21 protein-coding genes and 1 pseudogene are annotated in these 23,594 nt (G+C 71.3%); 8 read left to right on the top strand and 14 right to left on the bottom strand.

Features of this window, described 5'->3' with window-relative positions:
* Positions 1–12 precede the first annotated feature (12 nt).
* Positions 13–461 (top strand): annotated as a pseudogene (locus tag FBY22_RS29345) (GNAT family N-acetyltransferase).
* Between the two features lies 1 nt (position 462).
* Here FBY22_RS29345 and FBY22_RS45410 read toward each other — a convergent pair.
* A complete protein-coding gene (locus FBY22_RS45410; protein WP_142150990.1) occupies positions 463–597 on the bottom strand; it encodes a hypothetical protein in 135 nt (44 codons plus the stop codon).
* A 139-nt stretch (positions 598–736) separates the two neighbouring features.
* On the opposite strand from FBY22_RS45410, the gene FBY22_RS29335 reads away from it, so the two are divergent.
* Positions 737–1,378, top strand: a complete 642-nt coding sequence (locus tag FBY22_RS29335; protein WP_142150989.1) for a bifunctional 2-polyprenyl-6-hydroxyphenol methylase/3-demethylubiquinol 3-O-methyltransferase UbiG — start codon at positions 737–739, stop codon at positions 1,376–1,378.
* Between the two features lie 34 nt (positions 1,379–1,412).
* Here FBY22_RS29335 and FBY22_RS29330 read toward each other — a convergent pair whose 3' ends face one another.
* Entirely contained in the window at positions 1,413–1,913 is a 501-nt protein-coding gene (locus FBY22_RS29330; RefSeq protein WP_142150988.1) for a DUF402 domain-containing protein, read from the bottom strand.
* Positions 1,894–2,826 (bottom strand): GNAT family N-acetyltransferase, encoded by a 933-nt coding sequence (locus FBY22_RS29325; RefSeq protein WP_142150987.1) that lies wholly within the window; start codon positions 2,824–2,826, stop codon positions 1,894–1,896. The genes FBY22_RS29330 and FBY22_RS29325 overlap by 20 nt, the downstream gene beginning before the upstream one ends.
* Before the next feature lie 72 nt (positions 2,827–2,898).
* Here FBY22_RS29325 and FBY22_RS29320 point away from each other — a divergent pair, with 72 nt between their 5' ends.
* Positions 2,899–3,270 carry a GntR family transcriptional regulator gene (locus tag FBY22_RS29320; RefSeq protein WP_142150986.1) on the top strand — a complete coding sequence of 124 codons (372 nt, stop codon included), beginning with the start codon at positions 2,899–2,901 and terminating at the stop codon, positions 3,268–3,270.
* 24 nt (positions 3,271–3,294) lie between these two features.
* Here FBY22_RS29320 and FBY22_RS29315 read toward each other — a convergent pair whose 3' ends face one another.
* Both FBY22_RS29315 and FBY22_RS29310 read right to left on the bottom strand, forming a co-directional pair.
* Positions 3,295–4,047, bottom strand: coding sequence for a DUF72 domain-containing protein (locus FBY22_RS29315; protein WP_142150985.1), 753 nt, complete (start codon positions 4,045–4,047; stop codon positions 3,295–3,297).
* Between the two features lie 23 nt (positions 4,048–4,070).
* Positions 4,071–5,165: a DUF5925 domain-containing protein gene (locus tag FBY22_RS29310; protein ID WP_142150984.1), complete on the bottom strand. Its 1,095-nt coding sequence runs from the start codon at positions 5,163–5,165 to the stop codon at positions 4,071–4,073.
* A gap of 158 nt (positions 5,166–5,323) precedes the next feature.
* Between FBY22_RS29310 and FBY22_RS29305 the strand changes: the two genes are divergently transcribed.
* Positions 5,324–6,754, top strand: coding sequence for a GH39 family glycosyl hydrolase (locus FBY22_RS29305; RefSeq protein ID WP_142150983.1), 1,431 nt, complete (start codon positions 5,324–5,326; stop codon positions 6,752–6,754).
* A 12-nt stretch (positions 6,755–6,766) separates the two neighbouring features.
* Here the strand turns inward: FBY22_RS29305 and FBY22_RS29300 are convergent, their stop codons facing one another.
* From FBY22_RS29300 to FBY22_RS29280, 5 genes are all read right to left on the bottom strand, one after another.
* Complete coding sequence (locus FBY22_RS29300) at positions 6,767–10,579, bottom strand: lipopolysaccharide biosynthesis protein (RefSeq protein ID WP_142150982.1); 3,813 nt, start codon at positions 10,577–10,579, stop codon at positions 6,767–6,769.
* Complete coding sequence (locus FBY22_RS29295) at positions 10,572–11,372, bottom strand: polysaccharide deacetylase family protein (RefSeq protein WP_142150981.1); 801 nt, start codon at positions 11,370–11,372, stop codon at positions 10,572–10,574. Before FBY22_RS29295 ends, FBY22_RS29300 begins: the two co-directional genes overlap by 8 nt.
* On the bottom strand, positions 11,369–12,373 hold the full coding sequence (locus FBY22_RS29290) for a glycosyltransferase family 2 protein (protein WP_142150980.1): 1,005 nt from the start codon (positions 12,371–12,373) through the stop codon (positions 11,369–11,371). The genes FBY22_RS29295 and FBY22_RS29290 overlap by 4 nt, the downstream gene beginning before the upstream one ends.
* Positions 12,370–13,191, bottom strand: coding sequence for a glycosyltransferase family 2 protein (locus FBY22_RS29285; RefSeq protein WP_142150978.1), 822 nt, complete (start codon positions 13,189–13,191; stop codon positions 12,370–12,372). Before FBY22_RS29285 ends, FBY22_RS29290 begins: the two co-directional genes overlap by 4 nt.
* A 339-nt stretch (positions 13,192–13,530) precedes the next feature.
* The gene (locus FBY22_RS29280; RefSeq protein WP_260845209.1) at positions 13,531–14,019 is read right to left on the bottom strand and encodes a hypothetical protein; all 489 of its coding nucleotides are present in this window, start codon (positions 14,017–14,019) and stop codon (positions 13,531–13,533) included.
* 171 nt (positions 14,020–14,190) lie between these two features.
* Between FBY22_RS29280 and FBY22_RS29275 the strand changes: the two genes are divergently transcribed.
* Positions 14,191–14,997, top strand: a complete 807-nt coding sequence (locus tag FBY22_RS29275) for an SGNH/GDSL hydrolase family protein (protein ID WP_142150976.1) — start codon at positions 14,191–14,193, stop codon at positions 14,995–14,997.
* On the opposite strand, the gene FBY22_RS29270 is transcribed toward FBY22_RS29275, so the two are convergent.
* The 4 genes from FBY22_RS29270 to FBY22_RS29255 all read right to left on the bottom strand — a co-directional run bounded on the left by FBY22_RS29270 (position 14,998) and on the right by FBY22_RS29255 (position 21,539).
* A complete protein-coding gene (locus FBY22_RS29270; protein ID WP_142150974.1) occupies positions 14,998–16,611 on the bottom strand; it encodes a serine/threonine-protein kinase in 1,614 nt (537 codons plus the stop codon).
* Positions 16,612–16,655: 44 nt separating this feature from the next.
* Positions 16,656–18,308 (bottom strand): sulfite exporter TauE/SafE family protein, encoded by a 1,653-nt coding sequence (locus tag FBY22_RS29265; RefSeq protein WP_142150973.1) that lies wholly within the window; start codon positions 18,306–18,308, stop codon positions 16,656–16,658.
* A complete protein-coding gene (locus tag FBY22_RS29260) occupies positions 18,305–19,849 on the bottom strand; it encodes a lipopolysaccharide assembly protein LapB (RefSeq protein WP_142150971.1) in 1,545 nt (514 codons plus the stop codon). Before FBY22_RS29260 ends, FBY22_RS29265 begins: the two co-directional genes overlap by 4 nt.
* 157 nt (positions 19,850–20,006) lie before the next feature.
* Positions 20,007–21,539 carry a DUF4331 domain-containing protein gene (locus FBY22_RS29255; protein ID WP_142150969.1) on the bottom strand — a complete coding sequence of 511 codons (1,533 nt, stop codon included), beginning with the start codon at positions 21,537–21,539 and terminating at the stop codon, positions 20,007–20,009.
* 248 nt (positions 21,540–21,787) lie between these two features.
* Here FBY22_RS29255 and FBY22_RS29250 point away from each other — a divergent pair, with 248 nt between their 5' ends.
* From FBY22_RS29250 to FBY22_RS29240, 3 genes are all read left to right on the top strand, one after another.
* Complete coding sequence (locus FBY22_RS29250; protein ID WP_142150967.1) at positions 21,788–22,330, top strand: sigma-70 family RNA polymerase sigma factor; 543 nt, start codon at positions 21,788–21,790, stop codon at positions 22,328–22,330.
* Positions 22,327–23,145, top strand: coding sequence for an anti-sigma factor domain-containing protein (locus FBY22_RS29245; protein ID WP_142150965.1), 819 nt, complete (start codon positions 22,327–22,329; stop codon positions 23,143–23,145). Before FBY22_RS29250 ends, FBY22_RS29245 begins: the two co-directional genes overlap by 4 nt.
* Positions 23,146–23,271: 126 nt before the next feature.
* A complete protein-coding gene (locus tag FBY22_RS29240; RefSeq protein WP_142150964.1) occupies positions 23,272–23,541 on the top strand; it encodes a hypothetical protein in 270 nt (89 codons plus the stop codon).
* Positions 23,542–23,594: the final 53 nt, after the last annotated feature.

Raw genomic sequence — 23,594 nt, 5'->3', positions numbered from 1 at the left:
TACCGTGTCGGCATGGGAGATGAACGGATCCGGGCCGCCGTCGCCTCCGACGTGGCGGCCGTGAAGACCGTGACCGACGCCGCGTACCACCGCTACATCGAGCGGATCGGGGTGGTGCCGGTGCCCATGGAGGCGGACCACGCGGCGAACGTGGCCGCGGGAAAGGTCTTCGTGACGGGAAGCCCGTCATCGGGCTCGTCGTCCTGGAGGAACGGGACGACCATCTGTTCCTCGACAGCATCGCCGTCCACCCCGGCGCACACGGCACGGGCGTGGGGCGACGGCTGCTGCACTTCGTGGACGCACACGCGCGTGCGCTCGGTCTTCCCGAGGTCAGGCTCTACACGAACGCGATGATGTGGGAGAACCAGAAGATCTATCCGAAGTACGGCTACGAGGTCGTCGAGCGGCGCGTGGACGGCCCCTACGACCGCGTCCACTACCGAAAGCGGCTCGACTGACTCAGCCGTCCGGCCACCACGTTCTCGCGATGTCCTTGCGCACCTCCGGGCGTCCCGCGGGACGCTCGTCGGCCTCTTCCCGGACCCTGCGCGGGTCCGTCTTCCTCAGGGGCTTCTGCACAGTGGTCCGGCGCATGGCTGCCTCCTTCAGGGCCTACCGAGTTCCGCGTTCTCACGGAGGTAGACCTTTCCCGGGAGGGTGACTCATCGGTGCGGGTCTGTCAGTGGCGGCTGTCACGATTCGACTGTCAGTGGCGGGTGTCACTCTTGGGCCCATGACGGATCACAGTGAAGGTCTGAACAGGGCCGCGACCGGGCCCGACGCGACCGCCGGGGTGGACTGGGACACGCAGGCCGCCTCATTCGACGACGAGCCGGACCACGGCCTGCGCGATCCGGACGTACGGCGGGCGTGGGCGCGGCGGCTGAGCGCCTGGCTGCCGGCGCGGGCCTGCGACGTCCTGGATCTCGGCTGCGGGACCGGCAGCCTGTCGCTCCTCGCCGCCGAGCGGGGACACCGCGTCACCGGCGTGGACGGCTCGGCGGCCATGGTCGCTCTCGCGCGGGCCAAGCTGGCCGGTCGTGACGCGGTGTTCCTCCTCGGTGACGCGGCGGCGCCCCCGGTGGGGGAGCAGCGCTTCGACGTCGTCCTCGTACGGCACGTGCTGTGGGCCCTGCCCGACCCGGGCCGGGCCCTGCGGCACTGGCGCGGACTGCTGCGGCCGGGCGGACGACTCGTGCTGGTCGAAGGGGTGTGGGGGACGGTCGGCCCCGTCGGGATACCCGCCGACGACCTCCTGGCCCTTCTCGCGCCGCTCACCGGAGACGTCCGGCTGGAGCGGCTGTCGCAGGAGACGGCACTGTGGGGCAAGGAGGTCGAGGACGAGCGGTACGCGGTGGTGGCGGTCCTGGAGTAGGAGCGTTATGAGTGGGTGGCGGATCTGTGAGGGCTCAGGCCAGGAGTGCGCCGAAGCCGTCGCCGCGGGCCAGCGCCTCCAACTCCTCCAGGGCGGCCACCGCGGCGGCCGCGGCCGGCGGGTCCGTCTCCCGCAGGCCGCTGTCCGCGAACTCGTCCTCGTCCAGACGGCGCACGTCCGTGCCGTCGGCGGACCGCCACAGGTCCAGGTCGAGGTCCTCGACGACCAGCTCGGAGCCGGAGAGGACCGCGGGGCGGGTGATGTCGCAGTACCAGCCCTTCAGCGCCCCCGTGCCGTCGCGGACCTCCTTCACCGCGTACCAGCGGTCCCGCCAGTAGTACTCGGTGAAGACGTCACCCTCCTCGAAGCGGACGAAGCCGAAGTCGCGGGTGCCCGTGCCCGCCCAGGCGGCGCGCACGGCGATGCGGTTGCCGTCGTCACCGAGCAGCCCCGCGTCGTAACTGATCTTCGTGCGGCCCGCCTTGACGAGGACGACGGTCAACCGGCCCTCGGTGTCAGCCGAGTTCGCGGACATAGCGCACCTCCGATGCGACGATCTCGTACCCGAACCACTTGTTGATCGCGAGCATCGGGCCGTTGTCGGTGTCGTTGCCCGTGTGGGCCTCCCTGAAGCCGGCCGCACGGGCGCGGTGCAGGGAGTGGTTCTTGGCGAGCTTGGCCAGTCCGCGGCCGCGGTGGGCGCGGGCGGTACCGGTCATCGCCGTGGCGTAGCGGCCGGTGGGGCCGTCCGTGTAGGCGATGCTGAAGGCGGCGGGACGGCCCTCGACGAACGCGACCGTCGTCAGCTCCCGGTCGAACGAGGGGTGGTTCCAGGTCTGCTCGACCCAGGCCTCGTAGTCCGTCATCTCGGTGTCGACGTCGCTCGGCTCGTCCGACGCCGTCTCCGCGTCCAGCTCGAACAGCGGCCGCGGATCGTCCGCCAGGTCGGCCGCCGAGCGCAACTCCACGCCCGGTGGCGGCGACTGCGGCGGCGGCAGCGTGCCGGTGGTGAGATCGAGCCGCAGGAAGTGGGCGGAGCGGCTGGGCCGGTAGCCGTGCCGCTCGGCGAAGGCGCGGTGGGCCGGCTCGTCCAGCACCCAGGCCAGCAGCTTCGTCGCGCCGTGGTCCGTCAGGTGCCGCTCCGCCGCGCGCACGAGGTGCGTGCCCGCCCCGCGGTGGACGCGGTCGGGTCGCACGTAGATGTTGAGCATCCCCTGGCCCGGCTCCGGACTCTCGTGCGCCAGGTGCACCTGGGCCGTGCCGATCACCTCGCCGTCCTCCTCCGCCACCAGGGACCGGAAACGGGCCTCGACGGGGGTGTGGGCGAGGTGGTGGAGGATGGCGGCCGGAGTCCACAGGATGTACGGCAGGGCGAGGTGCCGCACCCGGGCGAAGGCCTCGACATCGGTGGGGTCGTCGGGGCGCAGATCGCGCACGTTCACTGTCATGTGGGCGCACGCTACGTGCCGGACACGACCGGGCGCGCCTCATTTTCCGGCGGGTGCGGGACAATCGGGGGCGTGACCTTGAAGATCCACATCGACGACAGTGCGCCGCCGTTCGAGCAGGTGCGGGTGCAGATCTCCGAGCAGGCCCGCTCGGGGGTGCTGCCGGTGGGGTACCGGCTGCCGACCGTGCGGGGGCTCGCCGAGTCGCTGGGGCTGGCGGCGAACACCGTCGCCAAGGCGTACCGGGCGCTGGAGAGCGACGGCGTGATCGAGACGCGGGGGCGCAACGGAACGTACGTGGCTGCCGCCGGCCCGGCCGCGGAACGGGAGCTGGCGTCGGCCGCGCAGGCGTACGTCGAGCGCGCCCGCAGGCTGGGGCTGGCGGAGGCGGACGCACTCGCGGCGGTGCGGGACGCTTTGCGGGCCGGATACGGGGAGGGCTGAGGCGGGTTCGGCACCGCCGGGGGCTCATGGGGTGCGGGTGACGGCCAGTTCCCTCGCGCGCGCCACCCCCGCGAACGTCGCCGCGTCCTGCACCGCCGCTCCCGTCGGGTCGTTGTTGAAGTACGCGTACACGTCCTCGTCCGCCGGCCAGGTCCCGGCGATGCGGTCCACCCAGGTCTCCAGCGCCCGCCGTCCGTAGTGCGGCCAGGCCCGCGCGCGGCCCTGGTGGAAGCGGACGTAGCCCCAGTCGGCGGTGCGCCACAGCGGGGTCGCCGGGCGGGAGAGCACATCCGCCCAGCACAGGGCCGCGCCGCGCGCCTGAAGCACCTTCCGCACCTCCGGCGTCCACCACGACTCGTGCCGCGGCTCCACCGCCACCCGGGTGCCGGGCGGGAAGCAGTCCAGACAGGCGTCCAGCAGCCCGGCGTCGGCCTTCAGCGTCGGCGGGAGCTGCAGGAGCACCGGGCCCAGCCGGTCGCCCAGGCCGGCCGCGTGCGTCATCAGGCGCTCGACCGGCTCCTCCGGGTCACGCAGCCGCTTGATGTGGGTCAGGAAGCGGCTGGCCTTGACCGCGACGACGAAGTCGGGCGGCACCCGCTCGCGCCAGGCAGCGAAGTTCTCCCGGGTCGGCAGGCGGTAGAACGCGTTGTTGATCTCCACGGTGGCGAAGTGCCCGGCGTACTCCTCCAGCCACAGCCGCGTCGGACACCCGGCGGGGTAGAGCACGCCCCGCCAGTCCTTGTACTGCCACCCCGACGTTCCGATCAACAGGGTCATACCCCCATCAAAACACCGGGGCCCTAGAGGTACAGCCCCGCGTCGGCTCCGTCCCTCTGGTCCGGCAGGGACGTCGGGGAGATTCCCCGGCGCAGTGCGTACAGTTCGGCCAGGGTCGCGCCCTCGCGGCCCACGCCCTCCTCGGTGCCGAGCCAGCCGACCGCCTCGCGATGGGTCAGTCTGCCGACCTCGATCCGGGCCAGACAGCGGCCGGGGCGCACCACGGCGGGGTGCAGGCGCTCCAGGTCCTCGTTGGTGGTGACGCCGACCAGGACGTTGCGGCCCTGACCGAGCAGGCCGTCGGTCAGGTTGAGCAGGCGGGACAGTGCCTGGCCCGCCGTGTGCTTCGCCTCGCCGCGGATCAGCTCGTCGCAGTCCTCCAGCAGCAGCAGCCGCCAGCGGCCCTTGCCCGTCCCGTCCTCCTCGCCGATCGCGATGTCCATCAGATAGCCGACGTCGCTGAACAGCCGCTCGGGGTCCAGGACGCAGTCCACCTGGCACCAGTCCCGCCAGGAGCGGGCGAGGGTGCGCAGCGCGGAGGTCTTGCCCGTGCCGGGCGGGCCGTGCAGCAGGAGCAGGCGGCCCGCGATGTCCTCCGGTGTCGTCTTCATCAGACGGTCCATCGCGTCGGCCACCGGCGCGGTGTAGTTCTCCCGGACCTCCTCCCAGGTGCCCGCGGAGATCTGCCGGGTCGTGCGGTGCGGGCCGCGCCTGGGGGAGACGTACCAGAAGCCCATCGTCACGTTCTCCGGCTGGGGTTCGGGCTCGTCCGCCGCGCCGTCGGTCGCCTGGTCCAGGACCTGCTCGGCCAGTTCGGCGCTGGTGGCCGTGACGGTGACGTCGGCGCCCCTGTTCCAGCGGGAGATCAGCACGGTCCAGCCGTCGCCCTCCGCCAGGGTGGCGCTGCGGTCGTCGTCGCGGGCCACTCGCAGCACGCGGGCGCCCGGCGGCAGCAGCGTGGCGCCGGAGCGGACACGGTCGATGTTCGCCGCGTGCGAGTACGGCTGTTCGCCCGTCGCGAAGCGGCCGAGGAACAGCGCGTCGACGACGTCGGACGGCGAGTCGCTGTCGTCGACGTTGAGCCGGATCGGCAGCGCGTCGTGTGGGTTCGCAGACATGGCGTCCATGATCCGGCACGGGGCCGCCCCGTGCACCCGGTTTCCGTGGTGCGTCGGGAGTGATGCGCGGGGGCGTTGTGTCCGCTCCGTCCTGTTACAGGACTGTGGATTCACGACATCTGCCCCAGGTGGCGTCCATCCCGTTACTGTTGCCCTCGATGGGACGTCATGGGTGGAGTTCGGGAGCCGGGGGAACACTGCGGTGGCGGCTCACCGCGCTGCTCGGCGTGGGCATGGCTGCACTGGCGCTGATCGTCACCCTGATCAACACGCTTCCGGACAGCGGAGGCAGCACGCGGGGCACCTCGAAGAACGGCGCCACGGTGCACGGCACCCCGGTGACACCGAAGAACCGGGACGATCCCGCGGTCGGGTGGGGCTTCACCCACACCCAGTACAGCGCCGACGAGGGCAGTTCGGCCGCCACGGACCGGGTCGAGAAGCTGATCTCGAACGCCGGCGGACTGCCCCAGGACCAGGCCCTGATGGGCTGGGGGGCCGACAACCCCGAGCCGGTGAAGGGGCGTTACGACTTCGGCGCCATGGACCGCCGTATCGACTTCATCCGCAGGTCGGGCGGCACCCCGGTGATCACCCTGTGCTGCTCCCCGGACTGGATGAAGGGCGGCAGGGCCGGCGTCGACAACACGGACTGGAGCCGGTCCGCGCTGGAGACGGCACCGCTGCCCGAGCACTACGCCGACTTCGCCGCGCTCGCCGCGACCGTCGCCCAGCGCTATCCCGACGTACGCCACTTCGTCGTCTGGAACGAGTTCAAGGGCTTCTGGAACGACGCCGAGGGCCGCTGGGACCACGAGGGGTACACCAAGCTCTACAACCTCGTCTACAAGGCCCTGAAGAAGGTCGACAAGGACATCATGGTCGGCGGTCCCTACCTGGTGATGGACAGCGTCGACCCGCGTGACGGCGATGCCTCCCCGACGTTCAAGGGCAGTTGGGGCGCCATGGACCGGCGGGTCCTGGACGCCTTCGGCTACTGGAACGAGCACAAGGCCGGCGCCGACTTCGTCGTGGTCGACGGCTCCAGCTACACCAACGACGAGGACATGCTGCCGAACGAGTTCGGGGCCACCGACAAGTTCACCGCCGTCGGCCGGTGGGTACGGCAGCGCACCCACGGACTGCCGCTGTGGTGGGCCGAGTACTACGTCGAGCCCGCCGACGGCAACGACGAGCGCAAGGGCTGGTCCGAGACCCGCCGCGTCGCCGTCCAGGCCGCCGGCATGATCGCCATGGCCAAGGGCGGTGCCTCCTCCGGCTTCTACTGGAACCCGGAGGACGAGAAGGGCGACGGCTGCGCGGGGTGCCTGTGGACACCGACGGACAGCGGGAGCAGGGGTGCGAAACTCCCCATGTTCGATCTCGTCTCCCGCTTCGGCCAGGAGTTCCCGCCCGGGACGGCGTACCGGACCGTGTCGGTCGCCCCGGACGACGTGCCCAACGTCCGCGTCCTCGCCACCGACCGGACCGTGCTGGTGGTCAACACCCTCGGCCGGTCCATCAGCGCGAAGATCGACGGCAAGCGGTTCGACATGGCGGCCTACGAGGTGCGGTGGCTCGGGCGCTGAGCCACCGCACGGTCACTTCATCGTCAGGAACCGCTGCACCAGCGAGGCCAGCAGCACCGCAAGCAGCGGCAGCGAGAACCAGAAACTGCTCTGCAGCCGGCGCAGTTGGCGCACGCTCGGCCGCGTCGCGACCCGGACGACCTCGCGGGCCGTCAGCAGCACGATGAGCGCCAGCGCGGCCAGGGCGCCGACGACCGACCACGGCGTCCAGGTGATCTGCGGCCCGATCGGACCCGGGTCGGGCTTCGGCACCGCGCCCGCGGGCTGCTTGCCGAGGGCGTAGACGGTGGCGTCGGAGTTGACGTACACCTTCTTCAACTCCGCCCGTCGATCAAGGTTCTGGATCAGCCGGGGTCCCCAGGTGGGGGAGTAGCCCACGTCCATCCGCAGGTACGTCAGCTGGCTCTCGTTGATCATCAGATACGAGTTCGGGCCCGCGTCCTTGAGTGCCTTGACCAGGCCGGACACCAGGACCGGGTCGGCCGGTGCCAGCGTCGGCACGTAGTTCACCCGCTCCATGTCCTTGGTGCCCCACGGCATCGCGGGCGTCACGTCGTTGACGGTGTCGCTGCTCAGCCACAGCAGGCGCACGGTCGGCTTGTCGTGCGCGTACACGTAGTCCATGGCCGCGACCTCGCCGGGCCGCACCCGTTCGAACGGCTCGTTGCCCCAGCGGGCCACCAGGAAGCCGCCCATCAGCAGCAGGCCCGCCATCAGCGCGGCCAGCGGAGCCAGGCTCACCCGGTCCTTGTCCCGCTCCTCGGCGGTGACGCCGGTGCGCGGGAACAGGGCGAGACCGGCCAGCAGGGCGGCGCCGGGCACGGCGAACATGAAGACGCGCAGCGCCATCTCACCGCCGTAGGACTGCATCCCGAAGCCCAGGAACGGCACGAACGTCAGCACCAGCAGCGACCGTTCGCGGTACTTGTGGTCCCGCCGGCGCCACCAGCCCCAGCAGGCGAACGTCATCACACCGCCGGCCAGCAGCACCCGCGTGTACAGGACGAGCTTGTGCGTGGAGTCGCCGCCCTGGATGCGACCGGAGACGGACGTGGACACATTGCTGCCGACTCCGCCGACGCCGCCGAACAGGTCGTCGAAGTGCCCCGACCAGTAGGGCTCGGCCATGAAGCCCACCCAGACGGCCACCAGCACGGCGAACAGCACGGGCAGGCCGCGCAGTTCCGACCTGCCGACGAGGACGAGCACCGTGAGGACGCCCAGCATCACGAACGGGGTGAGCTGGTGGGCCGGGACGCTCGCCGCGAACAGGCCGATCAGCACCCCGAGCAGGACCGCCTGCTGACGGCGGTCCGTCGGCTCGACCTCCGCCTCGCCGGGCCGGTTCTTCGTCCAGAGCACGCGCGGCGCGCGGAACCAGACGAGCAGGATCGCGACGAAGGCCAGGTAGAGGAGGTACGTGAAACCCTGCGGGGAGAAGTAGTCCTGGCCGACCCAGCCGCTGAGCACGAAGATCCAGATGCCGGTCCACTTGGCCCGCCAGCTCGCCCGCATCGAGCGGACCAGCAGGAACATCGGCGCCAGATACAGGAGTTGGATGGTCAGCGGCCACCAGCGGACGACCTCGGTGAAGTCCGTGACCCCGCAGGCCCGGCCGACGAACGCGGCCACCGCGAAGAAGCCCGGCCAGCTCCAGCGGGCGTCCAGGTCGGGCACCGCCGAACCGGTGCGGTCGATGTGGTCGAGGAAGCCCAGGTGCTGGTAGGCGGTCGGGAAGCGCGGCTCCGTCTCGAGGACCGCGGGCAGCGCGTGCAGGGACACCACGGTCGCCAGCAGAGTGATCAGCAGCAGTGCCTTGTGCTCGCGGCCCAGCCACAGCAGGGAGGCGAACACCGCGACCAGCAGGGCGGCTCCGAGGAGGGTCGGCAGGGGCAGGACCGAGATCAGGCCCAGCCCGCCCATGCCGTCCAGGTCGGCCTCGCCCAGCTCCAGCGCGGGCACCCAGTACAGCAGCAGCGCGGCGACGAGCGCACCGCCGAGGACGAGCCCGACGCGGCTGGGGTGCAGACGCTCGCGCCAGGGGAGGGAGGGCGGCCCGGGCTCCCGCGCCGACGGCTCCTGCCGTACGTCCCGCTCGGCCGCCCGCGCCGCGAACGCGGCCCCGAACGGCGCGTCCACCTCCACCTCTGCCGGACCCACCGAGGCCTCCGAACCGGGCTCGCTGCCCCACGCCCGGCTTCGCTCGCGCGGCTCCACCGGCAGCCCCACCTCCGGTGTCTTCGCCCAGGCCGGCCGGTGATCGGCCCGCACCACGGGCGTCCCCGTCGGCGGCGTCCCCGGCCCCGGCCGCACGTCCGGCCGGCGCTCCAGGTGGTCGAAGTCGACGTGGATGCCGAGCGTGAGGGTGTCGCTGTCGAGGGCCCAGGCCGGGCCCCGCCTGCGCGCCTTCTCGGTGATCGGGACGGTGGCGGTCCCGAGGTCGGCGAGATCCCCGTCGGGCGCCGCGTCCTCGGGCACCTCGGCGGGCGGGGCCGCCTTCAGGGTGCGGTACAGCTTCGGCGCGGCGATGGTGACGATCACCGCGACCGAGGAGATCTCGGCGACACCGGCGCCGGTCAGCCCCATGCGGGGCAGCAGAAGCAGCGTCAGGCTCAGCACCAGGACGCACAACAGGCCCTGCAGCCAGGCGAGCCCGGCGGTGCGGCTCTGCGCGCGCAGGACCGCGAAGTACGTCTCCATGACGACCCGCAGCAGCGCGCCGACCGCGAACATGCGCAGCAGCGGAGTGGCGGCGTCCGCGTAGCCCTGCCCGAAGACGCCGAGGATCCACGGTGCCCCGACGAACATCAGGCCGCAGATCGGCAGCATGATCCGTGCCATCCGCCTGAGCGCGGCACGGGTGTTGAGGGCCAGCCGGGCCGGGTCGTGCGAGCCCTCGACGGTCAGTGAGGCGCCCATGTTGATGGCGAGCAGGTTGACCGTGCCGCCGATGGTGGTGGTGATGTAGAAGTACGCGTTGTCCTTGGAACTGACCTGCGAGGCGATGATCACCGGGACGAGGTAGACCACGGCGAGCGAGAACAGCGAGCCCGTGTAGTCGCCCGCGAGGAACCTGCCGATCTCCCTCACGGACGGCGCACGGGCGTGCTCCTCGGTCGCCTCGATGTGCCGGAGCACCAGACGGCGGAAGACCAGCCAGCCCAGGGGCACGACGGAGAAGGCGATGGCCGCGACCCAGGAGACGAAGACACCGCTCGTGGGGATCGCCGCGGCGAGGCCGACCAGCAGGACCAGCTTCACCCCCGAGAAGACGGTGTTGCCCACCGGCACCCAGGGCGCGCTGCGCAGTCCGGTCAGCACTCCGTCCTGCAGCGTGAGCACGTTCCAGGCGACGACGGCCGCGATGAAGCCGAGGCCGTGGACCGGTCCGTGCAGGAAGCGGTAGGACGGCCCCCAGATGTTCAGCGTGAGCAGGAAGATGATCGCGGCGAGCGAGACGACCAGCGAACTGCCCGCGTAGGTCCGGAAGATGAGGCGGCCGGTGCTCCGGCCGGCCACGGGGATGAAGCGGGCCAGGGCGCCCGTCAGGGTCACCGCGGTCAGGCCCGCGAGGAGCTTCATCGCGGCGATCGCGGCCGAGCCCTGGCCGACGGCGGAGTCGGAGTAGTAGCGGGCGGCGATCAGCCAGTAGCCGAGGCCCAGGACGGCGGAGATGCCCGTGTTCAGCATCAGCGCGTAGGCGTTGCGGAACAGCTGGCTGCCACCGCCCCTGCCCATGCCGGGCAGGCGAAGGCGGCGCCCCGACTGCTCGGACGCCTCGCTCACGGACTGCGGCTGGGGTGTCGTGGTCGTCGTGTCAGACACGGGAACCGATGGCCTTCCGGCGGACCTGGCGTGTTCTGCGGACCATGGCGTAGCCCTTGGTGAGGGCACGGTCCCTGGCGAAGATGCGGGCGATCGAACGGCCTTCGACCAGCCGCTCGAACTCCTCGATCCCGGTGCCGCGGCGCACGGTGACCCGCTGCAGGGCGTACGGGCCCTGGCGGCGGCGCGCGAGGCCGTTGCCGACGGCGAGCGCCTGGGCGTACCCCGTCTCCCGGACGGCCTCGCGCACCCGGCGGCTGGAGTAGCCGTAGGGGTAGGCGAAGGAGACCGGGGCGGTGCCCAGTTCGTCGGTGACGATGTCCCTGCAGTGGGCCAGCTCGTGCCGCAGCCGCTCGTCGTCGAGCTGGTCGAGCTGCGGGTGGGTGTGGCTGTGGCCGCCGATCTCCACGTCCGCGGCGGCGAGTTCGCGGACCTGGTCCCAGTCGAGCATGGTGTCGAGGGCGCCCCCGGTGTCGTACGCGCCCCTGATCCAGCCGGTGGAGACGAACAGGGTGGCGGCGAAGCCGTGCTTGGCGAGCACGGGCAGCGCGTGCCGGTGCACGCCCTCGTAGCCGTCGTCGAACGTGACCAGCACCGGACGTGGTGGCAGCGGGCGTCCCGAGCGCCAAGCCGCCGCCAGATCACCGGTGTCGATCGGGGTCAGACCCAGGTCGTCGATCAGCGACATCTGCTCGGCGAACGACTCCGGCGTCACCGACAGCCCGCGGGTGGCGTCGTTCGGCGCGGTGGTGACCGAGTGGTACATGAGAATCGGCACGGGCGCTTCGGTCATGAGCTCCCCCCTCGGTCATCGGCCGCCCCCTCGATCGCGGCGACGGTGAACGCCGCTCCGCCGCGGCGGGCGCGCACGCTCCCCACCACGTACCCCCCGGCCGCGGTGAGCACCCCGGCGACGATCGCCCCCGCCCGGCCGGCGCCGCCCGGCCTGGCCAGCGCGGCGTCGCGCAACCCGCGCGCCACCCCGGCCGGCAGCACGCGCGTCGCGTACCGGCGCTCCGACTCCAGTCCCTTGTCCGCGCCCACGCTTCGCGCCACGAGCGCCTTCGACAGGCCCTCGGCGTACGCGCGCGTGCGGAAGTACCCGAAGTGCTCGCGCGCCTCGGGAACCCGGTGATGGATCACCGCACGGTCGTCGATCAGCAGGATCGCGTCGGGTCTGGCCCTGGTGAGCCGGATGCACAGCTCCGTCTCCTCGCAGCCCAGCGGGCGCTTGTCGCCGTCGCGTCCGATGCCGGTGGCGAATCCGCCCGCCGCGTCGAACGCCGTACGACGGAACGAGGCGTTCCCGCCGAGAACGTTGCGCACCCGGACCAGGCCCGCCGGCAGGCCCCGGTACGTGCAGCCCACCACCCAGTCGAACTCCTCGGGGAACCAGGCGGGCCGCCGCCCCGACGCCCAGATGGGCATCGTCCGGCCGCCCACGGCCATCACCCGAGGGTCGGCGTAACCCTCGGCGAAGCGGCGCAGCCAGTCCCGTTCGGCAACGGCGTCGTCGTCGAGGAAGGCGATGACCTCGCCGTGCGAGGCCGCGATGCCGGTGTTGCGGCCGGCGGACAGCCCACGGGGGCCCGCGTTGGCGAGCACCCGCACCTCGTCGGCTTCCTTGTACTCCTTGGCCAGCCGCTCCAGCAGGGCCGGGTTGTGGTCGACGACCAGCAGGGTCTCCAGAGCGGGCCGGGACTGTGACCGCACCGACGAGACCGCGGCGAGGATGTCCTCCCAGCGGTCCTCGGTGTAGACGCAGATCACGACGGAGACGTCGAGATCGCTCAAGACACCTCTCCCCGCACCGAGTCGAGGAGCGGCGAATGATGTTCCTGCCGACGCAGCTCCTTGCGGTTGGACCGCTCCTTGAGGATCACCTTCAGCACCCGGATCCCGTCCCGCACGGCCCGCAGGTTGCTGGTGCCGTGGATACGGAGGTACTCGTGGCTGGGTATCTCCTGCACCTTCAGGCCCGCCTTGACGACCCGGATGTTGATCAGGGTCTCGATCTCGAAGCCGGTGCAGTCGAGGGAGATCTTGTCGAGGCAGTGCCGCCAGAAGGCGTTGTAGCCGTAGCAGAGATCGGTGTAGCGGGCGCCGAACTTGCGGTTGACGGCCGTGCACAGGGCCCAGTTGCCGAGCTTGCGGATGAAGGTCATGTCGTCGGTGCCGCCGCCGTTGGCGAAGCGCGAGCCCTTGGCGAAGTCCGCGCCGGAGACCAGGGCGGAGACGTACGACACGATCTCGTTGCCGTCCGCCGAGCCGTCCGCGTCCACCATCACGATGATGTCACCGGTGCACGCCTCGAACCCGGTGATCAGGGCGTCCCCCTTGCCCTTGCCCCGCTGCTCGACGACCTTGACCTTGGGCCACAGCTCGCGGGCCACTTCGACGGTGCCGTCCGTGGAGTTGCCGTCCACGAGAACGACTTCGTGGATCCAGTCGGGAAGCGTCTTGAAGACGTAGGGAAGGTTCTCCGCCTCGTTCATGGCGGGGATCACCACGCTCACCGGCGGCGCGATGGCCAGGTGAGTGGAGATCGGCCGGTACTTGTCGGCGGTCGACGGCCCGTGATTCGTGGCCGCCGGCCGAAGAACTGAACTCATGAGTCTTGGTCCCTCTCGTCCGGTGGACCGCCCGCCCCCGGGCGGTCCGGCTCTGTATCCGGTTCGAAAGGGGGGTTCACGCCTGTGGCATGACGAGATGGAGCTACGTGCACGCCGAGGCGAGCTGGCAAAGCTGGCCGCCTGCCGCAGGGCGGCAGCCGGTCGCGCGGCACGACTCGGTCACGGTCACCGAGCACGGCACCCCCCTACCGCGCCCCGCCCCGGCAGCCATCGCGGTCCTGAGCCCTCCCCTGGAGCCGCTGGAAGATGGTCCGATGCGGGTGAGATGTACGACGGTATTGACGATTGAACCCATATGGCAAGGCCTGGAACCAGGCCTCACGTTTTTGTTGGTTTGACCGTTACGCAACTTAGAAGGAGTAGGAGACAGCTGATCGCGGTTACGGCGATGATCCCGCCGCGCCACGACCAGCGATGGACGGCCAACATGCCCTGTGCCACGAGCATGTCGAGGACGACCGCGCCCGCGAGAGCGGTGAGGACACGGCCGAATCGTTCCAGCCCGCGCAGCGCCGCCCAGATGGCGGTCGCCGGTGCCGCGAGGAGGAAGAACAGGGTGCACGGTCCGCGCAGGGGTGAGTCCGCGTCAACGAGTGCGAGCAGCGCACCGAAGGCCCCAACGGCCGTCGCGGCGCCCGCGAGCAACGGTGACAGGTCCCCCTCCGGGCCCTGCCGCGCCTGCTCGACGCCGTCGGACGAAGGCGTCTTGACGCGTCTTCTGATGTGGATCGTCTGCATTGGCGACTTCGCCCCCCAGCGCGCCGGATGCCAGTCTTCAATGTCGCTCAGCGCAAGAGGGGGCGTCAAGGGACCAAAGGGCCTACAGCCGTTTCTCGCGCATTTCTGAACAAATATTCCATCCAGACCGTTCGCAACCGGAAGTTGAGGACTTTTCAACAGTCTTGACATGGACACTTCCCATCAACACGCGTAGTTGGTACGACGGTTATGGCAGAGATCCTGCTAAAGGGAGGTTCCATGAGACGTTCCCGAATTGCCGTTTTCGTGAGCTCGATCCTCCTCGCCGCCGGCACGGCCCTCACCGGGGCCACCGCGGCGCAGGCGTCCCAGCAGGCCGCCACCGGCGGCTATGTGGCCCTCGGCGACTCCTACTCCTCCGGGGTCGGCGCGGGCAGCTACCTCAGCGCCAGCGGCGACTGCAAGCAGAGCACCAAGGCCTACCCCTACCTGTGGGCGGCCGCGCACTCACCCTCGACCTTCGACTTCAAGGCCTGCTCGGGCGCCCGTACGGGTGATGTCCTGGCCAACCAGCTCGGCACCCTCAGCTCCGCCACCGCGCTCGTCTCCATCACGATCGGCGGCAACGACGCCGGCTTCGCCGACGTCATGACCACCTGCGTGCTCCAGTCCGACAGCACCTGCCTGTCCCGGATCAACACCGCCAAGGCGTACGTCGACTCGACGCTGCCGGGCCGGCTCGACAACGTCTACTCGGCGATCAGCGCCAAAGCCCCGAACGCCCACGTCGTCGTCATCGGCTACCCCCGCTTCTACAAGCTCGGCACCACCTGCCTCGGCCTGTCCGAGACCAAGCGGACGGCCATCAACGGTGCCGCCGACTACCTGGACACCGCCATCAACAAGGCCGCGGCCAATCACGGCTTCGCCTTCGGCGACGTCCGCTCCACCTTCACCGGCCACGAGATCTGCTCCGGCAGCTCCTGGCTGCACAGCGTGAACTGGCTCAACATCGGCGAGTCGTACCACCCGACCGCGTCCGGCCAGTCCGGCGGCTACCTGCCGGTCCTCAACGGCGCGGTCTGATCACTGGGAGGGTGACGCCGAAGTACTGGGGGAGGCCCCGCCCGTAGGGGTCTCCGCCTGGCAGGTCAGCGAGAACGGCACCGAGTTGGACGTGGCGTGCACGGGATCGCGCACCTCCACACCGATCACGTCCTGGAACGTGCCACTGCTGTCGCGGGTGGTGATGAAGTTCCTCTCCTGCTGCGTCCGGCCGCCACCGGCCGGGAAGGAGAGCGTCTTCCACTCCCCGGACAGCGAGCCCTTCTGCGTCACCCAGCGGTACGTCACCGTCGCCGGCACCCGGCCCACCGTGAAGGTCGCCGTGAACGCCGGCGCCCGGGACTTGTCCGGGGGGCAGGTCCCGGAGTACGTGGTGTTCGTCCCCGCCAGCGTGACGCGCACGGACTGGGGCGTACTCGACTTGCTCGCGCTCGCGCTCGCGCTCGGCGTCGGGCTCGTCGGGGTCGTGCCGGCCCCGGGGTCCGTGGCGGGCGCCGAGGTCCGGGTCCCCGAGCGGGGACTGCCGGCGTCGTCCGGGTTCTTGCCGCCACCGTCGCGGTGGAGCAGGGCGTACGTCAGCCCCGCGACGGCCAGCGCCAGGACGACCACGCCGACGACCAGCACGAGACCGGCGCGGCGGTTGCGCTCCGGCGGCCCGGCGTCCGTGGCCGTGGTGCCCGGACCGGGCACCGGCCGGGTTCTCGCCGCGCTCGGATAGGGCATCGGCGGGGTCGGCGACACCGGCTCCTGGAAGGCCGCGACCGTCGGCGCGTACGGCGACGCCAGGGCGCCGTCGGCGCTCGGCGTGCCCCCGGCCGCCACGATCCGCAGGTCCTGCTCGGCCCGGCCGGCCGCGATCCGCTCGGCCGGCTCCTTGCGCAGCAGCCCCTCGATCACCGGGGCGAGCGGCCCGGCCCGGTGCGGCGGCGGCAGCTCCTCGTCGACGATGGCCCGCAGGGTGCTCAGCGGGGTGGCCTGGCGGAAGGGGGAGTTGCCCTCGACGGCGGCGTACAGCAGCACACCGAGCGACCACAGGTCGGACTCGGGGCCCGGCGTGCGGCCCAGCGCCCGCTCCGGCGCCAGAAACTCGGGCGAGCCGATCACCTCGCCGGTCATCGTCAGCGCCGAGCTGCCCTCGACCTGTGCGATGCCGAAGTCGGTGAGCACCACCCGGTCGTCGTTGGAGAGCAGCACGTTGGCGGGCTTCACGTCCCGGTGCAGCACGCCGGCCTCGTGCGCCGCCCGCAGCGCGGACAGCACCTCGGCACCGATGTGCGCGGCCCGCCGGGGCTCCAGCGGACCCTCGGCGTCCAGGAGCTCCGCCAGCGAGATGCCGCGCACCAGCTCCATGACGATCCAGGGGCGGCCGTCCTGCGTCGCCACGTCGTACACCGTGACGACGTTGCGGTTGGCGACCCGCGCGGCCGCCCACGCCTCGCGCTCCAGCCGGGCGTACATCCGTTCCACGTCCGAGGCCGCCAGCCCGGCGGGCGCGCGTACCTCCTTGACGGCGACCTCACGGTGCAGCACTTCGTCGCGGGCCCGCCACACCGTTCCCATGCCGCCCTCGCCGAGAGGGGACAGCAGACGGTAGCGGCCCGCGATCAGACGTTCACTGCCAGGGTCTTCGGACACCGACGCCCCCCACGGCATCTCACCTGAGTCATTCACAAAGTAACTCATCCGAGTGCCGAAGCCGCCCCCTTGAGGACCAGACCGGCCCCCAAGACCACCACGACCAGGGCGGACGCCAGCGGTGCGCTCCTGCGCACCAGGGTCGCCAGGGGATGCGTGGTCCAGCGTGGACGGTTGTCCAGCACCCGACTCATTCCCGTACCCAGCTTCACGACGGCGAACCCGGCCGCGGTGAGGGTCAGCGCCAGCCCGACGCCGTAGGCGACGACGAGCAGCAGACCGAACCACGCCTGGCCGAGGGCCGCGGCGCCGACCAGGACGACGACGGCGGAGGGGCTGGGCACCATGCCGCCGGCGAAGCCGAGGAGGAGGGTGCCGCGGAGGGTGGGGGCGGTGGAGTGCGTGTGGGTGAAGCCGCCGTGGGTGTGCTCGACCTCGTGCGAGTGGTGGGGGTGGTGGTGATCGTGGGCGTGGTCGTGACCGTCACCGTGGTGGTGCCCGTGCTCGTGTCCGTGCGCGTGCTCGTGCCCGTGGCTGGGGCCGTGATCGTGATCGTGGTGGCCGTGCTCGGCCGGGGCCGGGGCACCGTGGGCGCCCACCAGCTCCAACTGCCGATCCGGGGCGGCTTCTCGCGGGGAACGGTGGTGGTGCGCGTGTCCGTGCGCGCGGTTGCGCCAGGCTCGGCGTACGAGGTTCACGCCCGCCGCCAGCACCAGGACGCCGCTGGCCAGGCCCAGCCAGGCGATGACCGAGGGCGTGGCCGCCGAGCCGGCCGTGACCAGCAGGCCCAGGGCGACCACGCCCAGGGTGTGGGTGACGGTCACCGAGGCGGCCAGCGGCAGGACGTCCTTCAGGCGGGCCCTGCCGCCCCGGGCCGCCGCCGTCGCCGCCATCAGGGTCTTGCCGTGGCCCGGGGCGAGCGCGTGCATCGCGCCCAGCACGATCGCGATCAGCAGGGCGAGCGCGGCGAAGCCGGCGGTGAGGTGGTGGCGGGCGACGAGGTTGTTCAGGGCCTCGGTCCAGCGGTCGGCACCGCGGGGCAGCACGGAGGCCGCGGGTGCGTCCTGCCGGTCCGCGGCCAGGGCCGGCCCGCCGGCCCGCACCCGCAGGGAGGCGGAGGAGGTGTCGGCGGGGGAGGAGAGCAGCTCCTTCGGGTACGTGGTGAGCTCGTGCGAGACGGACTTCTTCGGTACGTCCGTCGCGGTGAGCGTCATCCGGTCCCCGCGCGCCGTGATCTCCCGCCAGCCGGGGCCGGTGGAGGCGCCCGCGCTGTGGAAGCCGAGGCTCACCGTGTCGCCCTCGGGCAGCGGTGCCGTCAGCCGGCACTCCACGCGGAGGGTGTGCAGGCCCGCCTGGCCGGGCCGCAGCCGGGCTGTGGCACTCACCGAGGTGAGCGTGGTGGCGTGGCCGTCGGCCTCGGCCCTGCTGTCCCTGGCCGCCTTCTCGCACCGCTCCTTCGCCCATGCGGCCATGCCGAGCCGCGCGATGTCGGGCTTGGCCTGGGTCGCCGGGATCTCGGCGAGGTCCTCGACGTGGTCGACGCGCAGCTCACCCGGGGCGGCGACGAGGCCGTCGTAGCGGTTGACCGTGAAGTTGCCGAGAGGGTGCGCGCTCGCGCCGGTGGAAGGAACCAGCGCGAGCGCGCATGCCGCCGTGAGGACGGCGGCACCGGAGGCGAACAGACGACGGCAGTTCACTTGGTCGCCTCCAGGCTCTTGAGCGCCTTACGTGCCTCGCGGGAGCCCAGGGGCGAGAAGCCGGGGTTCAGCTTCAGCGCCGCCTCCAGGGAGGTGCGGGCGTCCTTCGCGTGGCCGGTGGCGCGTTCGATCATGCCTCGGTGGTAGAGGAACGAGGCGTTGCGGTAGCCGGTCGCGGTGGCCTGCCTGGCGTAGGGCAGAGCCTGTGCGTCCTTGCCGTTGACGTGCAGCGCCCAGGCCAGGGCGTCCGCGGTGTGCACGGTGTGCCGGCGGGCCCACTCGGCGCGGGCGGCACGCAGGGCCGCGGCCCCGTCGCCGTGGTCGGCGGCCGCGAGGGCGGTGTCGAGGTCGGCGTTGACGCCGTTGGCACGGGCGAGGGCGATCCAGGCGTCGACGAGGGCGTACTGGTCGTGGGCCTTGGCCCGGTCGCCCTCGGCGCCGCGGTCCTCGTAGAGCTCGCCGAGCTGGACGAGCGGCTGCGGCAGCGGATAGCGGGCGACGACCTGCTCCATGCCCTCGATCGCGGCGGCCCGGTCGCCGCTGCCGTACTGGGCGAGGGCGCGGCCCTCGAGCGCGGGGAGGTAGTTCTCGTCGGCGGCGAGGGCGCGGGCGTAGTAGGTGAGTGCCGTCTTGTAGTCGCCCTGGTTCCAGGCGAGCTGACCGAGCTGGGCGGCGACGTAGGAGATGTCGCCGGGGGTGGTGGAGGTGGCCAGGGCCTGCTCCAGGACCCGGCGGGCCGTCTTGACGTCTCCGCGCAGTTCGTGGACGTACGCGTACCGGGTGAAGACCGGGACGCCCGGGCGGCGCGAGTCGGCGGTGTCGGCGGCCTTCGACGCGTCGGTGTAGCGGCCGAGTTCGACTAGGGCGTCGATACGGGAGGAGAGGGCGTTCTGGCTGTAGGGGTTCTCCGCGAGTACCTGGTCGGCGTACTTCAGGGCGTTCTTGAAGTCGTGCCGGGCGGCGGCGAGGGCGGCCTGTCCGGTGACGGCCTGCTCGTTGCCGGGCCTCAGGGCCAGGGAGCGCTTCAGCGCCTTCTCGGCCTGCGGATAGCGGGAGGGGTCGCCCTTGGTGCGGGCCTGCTCCACGTAGGCGAGGCCGAGGGTGGCCCAGCTTCCGTAGTCCCGTGGCTGCGCCCGCAGTTGGGTCTGCAGGGCGGCGATGCTTGAGTCGATGTCCCCGCTGTTCAGCAGCGTCGGCGACATGGCGTTCGGCGCGGCGGCGACGGTGGTTCCCCCGTGGTCCCGGATGGCGCCGTAGGCGATGGAACCGCCGGTGAGCGCGATGGCCAACAGAGCTGCCACGCCCGCCAGTTGTGCCGTTCGCCAGCGCCGGCCGGCGGCGGCGACCCGGCGCACTGCGGCGACACGTTCGTCGGGGGCGGCCGTCGACTCCGTTTCCGTCGACTCCGGTTCGGCGACGTCCTCAAGGGGCGCGAGGAACTCCGTGACCGGCCCGGACAACCCCGCAGACGAGGAACTGTCCGTCCCGCCCCTTTCCGCGGAGCGGTCGTCCGGCTCGCTGTCGTTCGTGTGCGGGGCCATGCCCTCTCCTCAAGTGCCGTGCGGTGAAGGGAAGTCGTGGGGCGGCGCGGCCCGCACCGTGGGGGATGGATTCGTGCGGGCCGCGCCAGTCTGTGAGCGGGCCGCGGACCGGGCGGCGCCGCTCCGAAGAACCGCCCGGTCCGCCGTAGGGGGTGGCCTAGTAGACCCGGCTCCGCATCCGGCGCCACCACATCAGGCCGGCGCCGATCAGGGCGATGCCCGCCGCGCCGCCGCCCGCGGAGGCGGCGATCAGGCCCGTGTTGCCCATACCGCCGGAGCCGGACGGCTGCAGCGCGTCGCCGAGCTGGTTCTTGACGTCGCTGCCGCTGCTGACGCCCTTGGCGGTGGCACCGCGGGAACCGGCGGTCGGGTTGGCCAGGTACGGGAAGTACTTGCCGAAGCCCTTGTCGTTCGCGTTCACCGCGTCGCCCAGGTCGTTCTTGGACCCGACCAGCTCGCCCTCCACGACCTGCAGGGCCTCGTCGATCACGTCGTCGGTGAGGCGACGGCCGTTCGGGAAGCCCGCGTTGTCACCGTCGAGAACACCGAGCCGCTTGGGGCTGGCGGCCGGCTTGATCGAGGTGTTCAGGCGCAGCTCCTCCGCCGGCTTCACGTACGGCGGCTGGTTGAGGCCCTTGACGCCCTTGAGGAACACGTCGACGAGGTCGTTGCGCGGCTCGGACGGCGCCTTGATCTTGTAGATCGACTCGATGAGCTTCGGCAGCTCGGGGTTGGTCACGTTCTTCAGGAACTGCCCGTCCTCCCACGGCGAGGACGCGTTGAACTTGTCCTTGTCCTTCAGTGGGTTGACGACCTCGTTGACCAGCGGGTTGCCCAGGCGGGAGACCTGCTCGTAGTAGCCCTGGGCGTTCCTGCGCTGAGTCGTCGCCCAGACGCCGATCACCGGCTGGTTCTTGGACTCGGTGAGCATGTCGGTGGGCAGCTGCAGGGCGATGGAGTTGACGTTGTAGCCCTTGAGCGTGTCCCGGCCGACCTCGGAGAGGTTCCCGCCGTACAGCAGGTCGAAGACGCGCAGGTCCGCGAAGAACGGGTCGTCGGCCTGGCCGGCGAAGGTCTCGCCGCCGTTGGAGAGCTTGTAGATCGCCTGCTCGCGCAGCTTGTTGTAGTCGGGCATCGACGCCTTGCCGACGTTCGAGGGGGCGACCGGGATGTCGTCGGCGAGCCTGGTCTTCGACACGACCTTCTGGTGCTTCAGCTTGACCAGGTCGATGTCGTACGTCTGCGTGACGTTGAGGTCGGGGTCGGTGAGGTTGCTGACCACGCCCGTGTTGTAGAGGAACGACTTCTTGTTCTTCGTCTGCGTGCGGAAGGTGTAGCGCAGCAGCAGTTCGCCCTGCGCGTCACCGTTGTTGTCGATGTGGATGTCGTACTGGGCGTCGTCGGCGAACTGGAAGAAGTTCGGGCCGCCGGCCGGGTCCTCGAAGGGGATGAAGTTCGCGATGATCGTCGTCGTGTCCGGCTTGTCCGGGCTGACGAACGCGTACAGGTCCGTGTTGTCGTACTGCGGTTGCCCCGAGATGAGCGGGGCCTCCCGGTGGCTGGAGGCGGAGGCCGCCCCCGGTTCGAGCGTGGCCACGCCGGCGGCCGCGAGCCCGCCGGCGGCCAGCGCACCAGCTATGAGGGTCGCGATGCCCCTGCGTCCCGCGCCGCTCCTGGAGTCAGTTGTCATGCCGTCCGTCCTCAGTCCCAACTTGCCTGACGAACGCTGATTCGGAGCGGTCGACAGGGTGGATTGGTGGAATCCCAAACGTCTTTACGGCGGAGCCCTGATCTTGTTTCAGTCGAAGCACGATTCTTCTTTCGTCGCGCGCCGACCCGCGTTTCGGGGCTGCTGATCCGTAACCCCATCCGGAGGTGCGTTCGTTGCGAATGCCTGGTGTGACGGGACGGGGCCCATGCGGCCGGGGAGGGGACCGAGTGGAGGCGGACGAGCTTCTGGTACTCGTGGCAGGCGGCGACCAGAAGGCATTCGAGGAGCTGTACGGCCTGGTGTCCGGTCCGGTGTTCGGACTGGTGCGCCGGGTGGTGCGGGATCCGGCGCAGTCGGAGGAGGTGGCGCAGGAGGTGCTGCTCGAACTGTGGCGGTCGGCGGCGAAGTTCGACCCCGGCCGCGGCAGCGCCCTGTCCTGGATCCTCACCGTGGCCCACCGCCGGGCCGTGGACCGGGTGCGCAGCGCCCGCGCGGCCGTCGACCGCGAGCAGCGCGAGGCCCGCCGGGCCCACCACCCTGCCTTCGACCACGTCACCGAGGAGGTCGAGGCGGGGCTCGAACGCGAGTGGGTGCGCCGCTGCCTGGACCGCCTCACCGCGCTGCAGCGCCAGTCCGTCACCCTCGCCTACTACGACGGCTACACGTACCGTGAAGTGGCCGAACGGCTCTCCCTGCCACTGGGGACCGTCAAGACCCGGATGCGCGATGGCCTGACCCAGCTGCGCAAGTGCCTGGGAGGTGTCGCATGAGTCTGCTCGACCGTATGCTCCGTCGCGAGGATCTGCACTCGCTCGCGGCGCCCTACGCGCTCGACGCGCTGGAGCCGGCCGAGCGGGTCCGCTTCGAACGGCACCTCAGGACGTGCGCCGGATGTGCCGCCGAGGTGCGCGCCCTGTCCGAGGACGCCGTCCGGCTCGCCTGGTCCACGGCCGCCCCGCCGCCGGCCGCGATGCGCGACCGGGTGCTGGCCGCCGTACGCGCGACCCCGCAGGAGCCGGCGCCGATTCCGGAGCACACCCCCCAACTTCCCCCGCACGTCTGGGGCACGCAGCCACCGCCGGCACGCACCCGTGCGCCCCGTGAGCGCCGCCCGTTCTTCGTCCCGCTCGCCACGGCGACGGCCGCCGCGGCCCTCGTGGTCGCCTCCCTCTTCGCCGTGCAGGCCAGGCAGACCCAGGACAGGCTGGACGCCGCGCAGTCCCAGTCACGTGAGATCAACCACGTTCTCGCAGCTCCCGACGCGCGCGCGACGACCGGTGAGGACGCTCAGGGCCGAAGTATCGGAGTGATCGCTTCCGCATCCCGCGGCCAGGCGATCGTCACCCTCAGCGGATACGCCGATCCGGCCGGCGGGCGGGTGCACCAGCTGTGGCTCATGCGCCCCCATGCCCAACCACGCTCCTTGGGCCTGTTCAAGGGCGGCGACACGCCCTTGGTCGCCACCGGTCTCAACAAGTCCGCCGCGTCACTCGCTGTGACCGTCGAACCCGACGGGGGCTCACCTCGGCCCACCAGCCAGCCCATTGTCCAACTCGCCCTGAAATCGGTCGGATTCGGAGAGTAATGAAGGAGGGGTCGTCAACACCCTTACGGGGAAGGTGAATCCTGTGACCGCGATACACGAGTGCCCGGTCGGGGCGATAGGGTTACCCTGCCCGGGCCGGGTGGACTCGTACGGGTGGGGAGTGACATGGAACAGATAACAGTGCGCAGCAGGGCCAGGGTCCCTGCGATCACCTGCGGGAGCAGCGCGACCAGTTCGCGCCTCGACCGCCATCTCTCAGTGCTGGCGGGCCCCGCCGTGCCGCAGCAGAAGACGGCCGAGGCGACCTCGCTGATGCGTGAGCTGACCGCGCGTGACGCCACGCAGACCCGCAGCGACAGGGGTGCGCGCGTCCGCCGCGTGTCGCTCTTCGCACCGCTGCGCCGGCTGACCCGCTCGCTGTTCGGCGGGCGCTGAGCCGTATCGGCGTCACGGTGTCCCGTGCGGTGCGTCCCGCCGCGGAGGGCGTC

Source organism: Streptomyces sp. SLBN-31, from assembly GCF_006715395.1.
GTDB lineage: Bacteria > Actinomycetota > Actinomycetes > Streptomycetales > Streptomycetaceae > Streptomyces.
This window is presented reverse-complemented; position numbering and strand designations above follow the sequence as displayed.

Coding starts and splice junctions, on each gene's coding strand:
- FBY22_RS45410 (WP_142150990.1), bottom strand. CDS start 597: ATGCGCCGGACCACTGTGCAGAAGCCCCTGAGGAAGACGGACCCGCGC.
- FBY22_RS29335 (WP_142150989.1), top strand. CDS start 737: ATGACGGATCACAGTGAAGGTCTGAACAGGGCCGCGACCGGGCCCGAC.
- FBY22_RS29330 (WP_142150988.1), bottom strand. CDS start 1,913: ATGTCCGCGAACTCGGCTGACACCGAGGGCCGGTTGACCGTCGTCCTC.
- FBY22_RS29325 (WP_142150987.1), bottom strand. CDS start 2,826: ATGACAGTGAACGTGCGCGATCTGCGCCCCGACGACCCCACCGATGTC.
- FBY22_RS29315 (WP_142150985.1), bottom strand. CDS start 4,047: ATGACCCTGTTGATCGGAACGTCGGGGTGGCAGTACAAGGACTGGCGG.
- FBY22_RS29310 (WP_142150984.1), bottom strand. CDS start 5,165: ATGTCTGCGAACCCACACGACGCGCTGCCGATCCGGCTCAACGTCGAC.
- FBY22_RS29305 (WP_142150983.1), top strand. CDS start 5,324: ATGGGACGTCATGGGTGGAGTTCGGGAGCCGGGGGAACACTGCGGTGG.
- FBY22_RS29295 (WP_142150981.1), bottom strand. CDS start 11,372: ATGACCGAAGCGCCCGTGCCGATTCTCATGTACCACTCGGTCACCACC.
- FBY22_RS29285 (WP_142150978.1), bottom strand. CDS start 13,191: ATGAGTTCAGTTCTTCGGCCGGCGGCCACGAATCACGGGCCGTCGACC.
- FBY22_RS29275 (WP_142150976.1), top strand. CDS start 14,191: ATGAGACGTTCCCGAATTGCCGTTTTCGTGAGCTCGATCCTCCTCGCC.
- FBY22_RS29260 (WP_142150971.1), bottom strand. CDS start 19,849: ATGGCCCCGCACACGAACGACAGCGAGCCGGACGACCGCTCCGCGGAA.
- FBY22_RS29255 (WP_142150969.1), bottom strand. CDS start 21,539: ATGACAACTGACTCCAGGAGCGGCGCGGGACGCAGGGGCATCGCGACC.
- FBY22_RS29245 (WP_142150965.1), top strand. CDS start 22,327: ATGAGTCTGCTCGACCGTATGCTCCGTCGCGAGGATCTGCACTCGCTC.
- FBY22_RS29240 (WP_142150964.1), top strand. CDS start 23,272: ATGGAACAGATAACAGTGCGCAGCAGGGCCAGGGTCCCTGCGATCACC.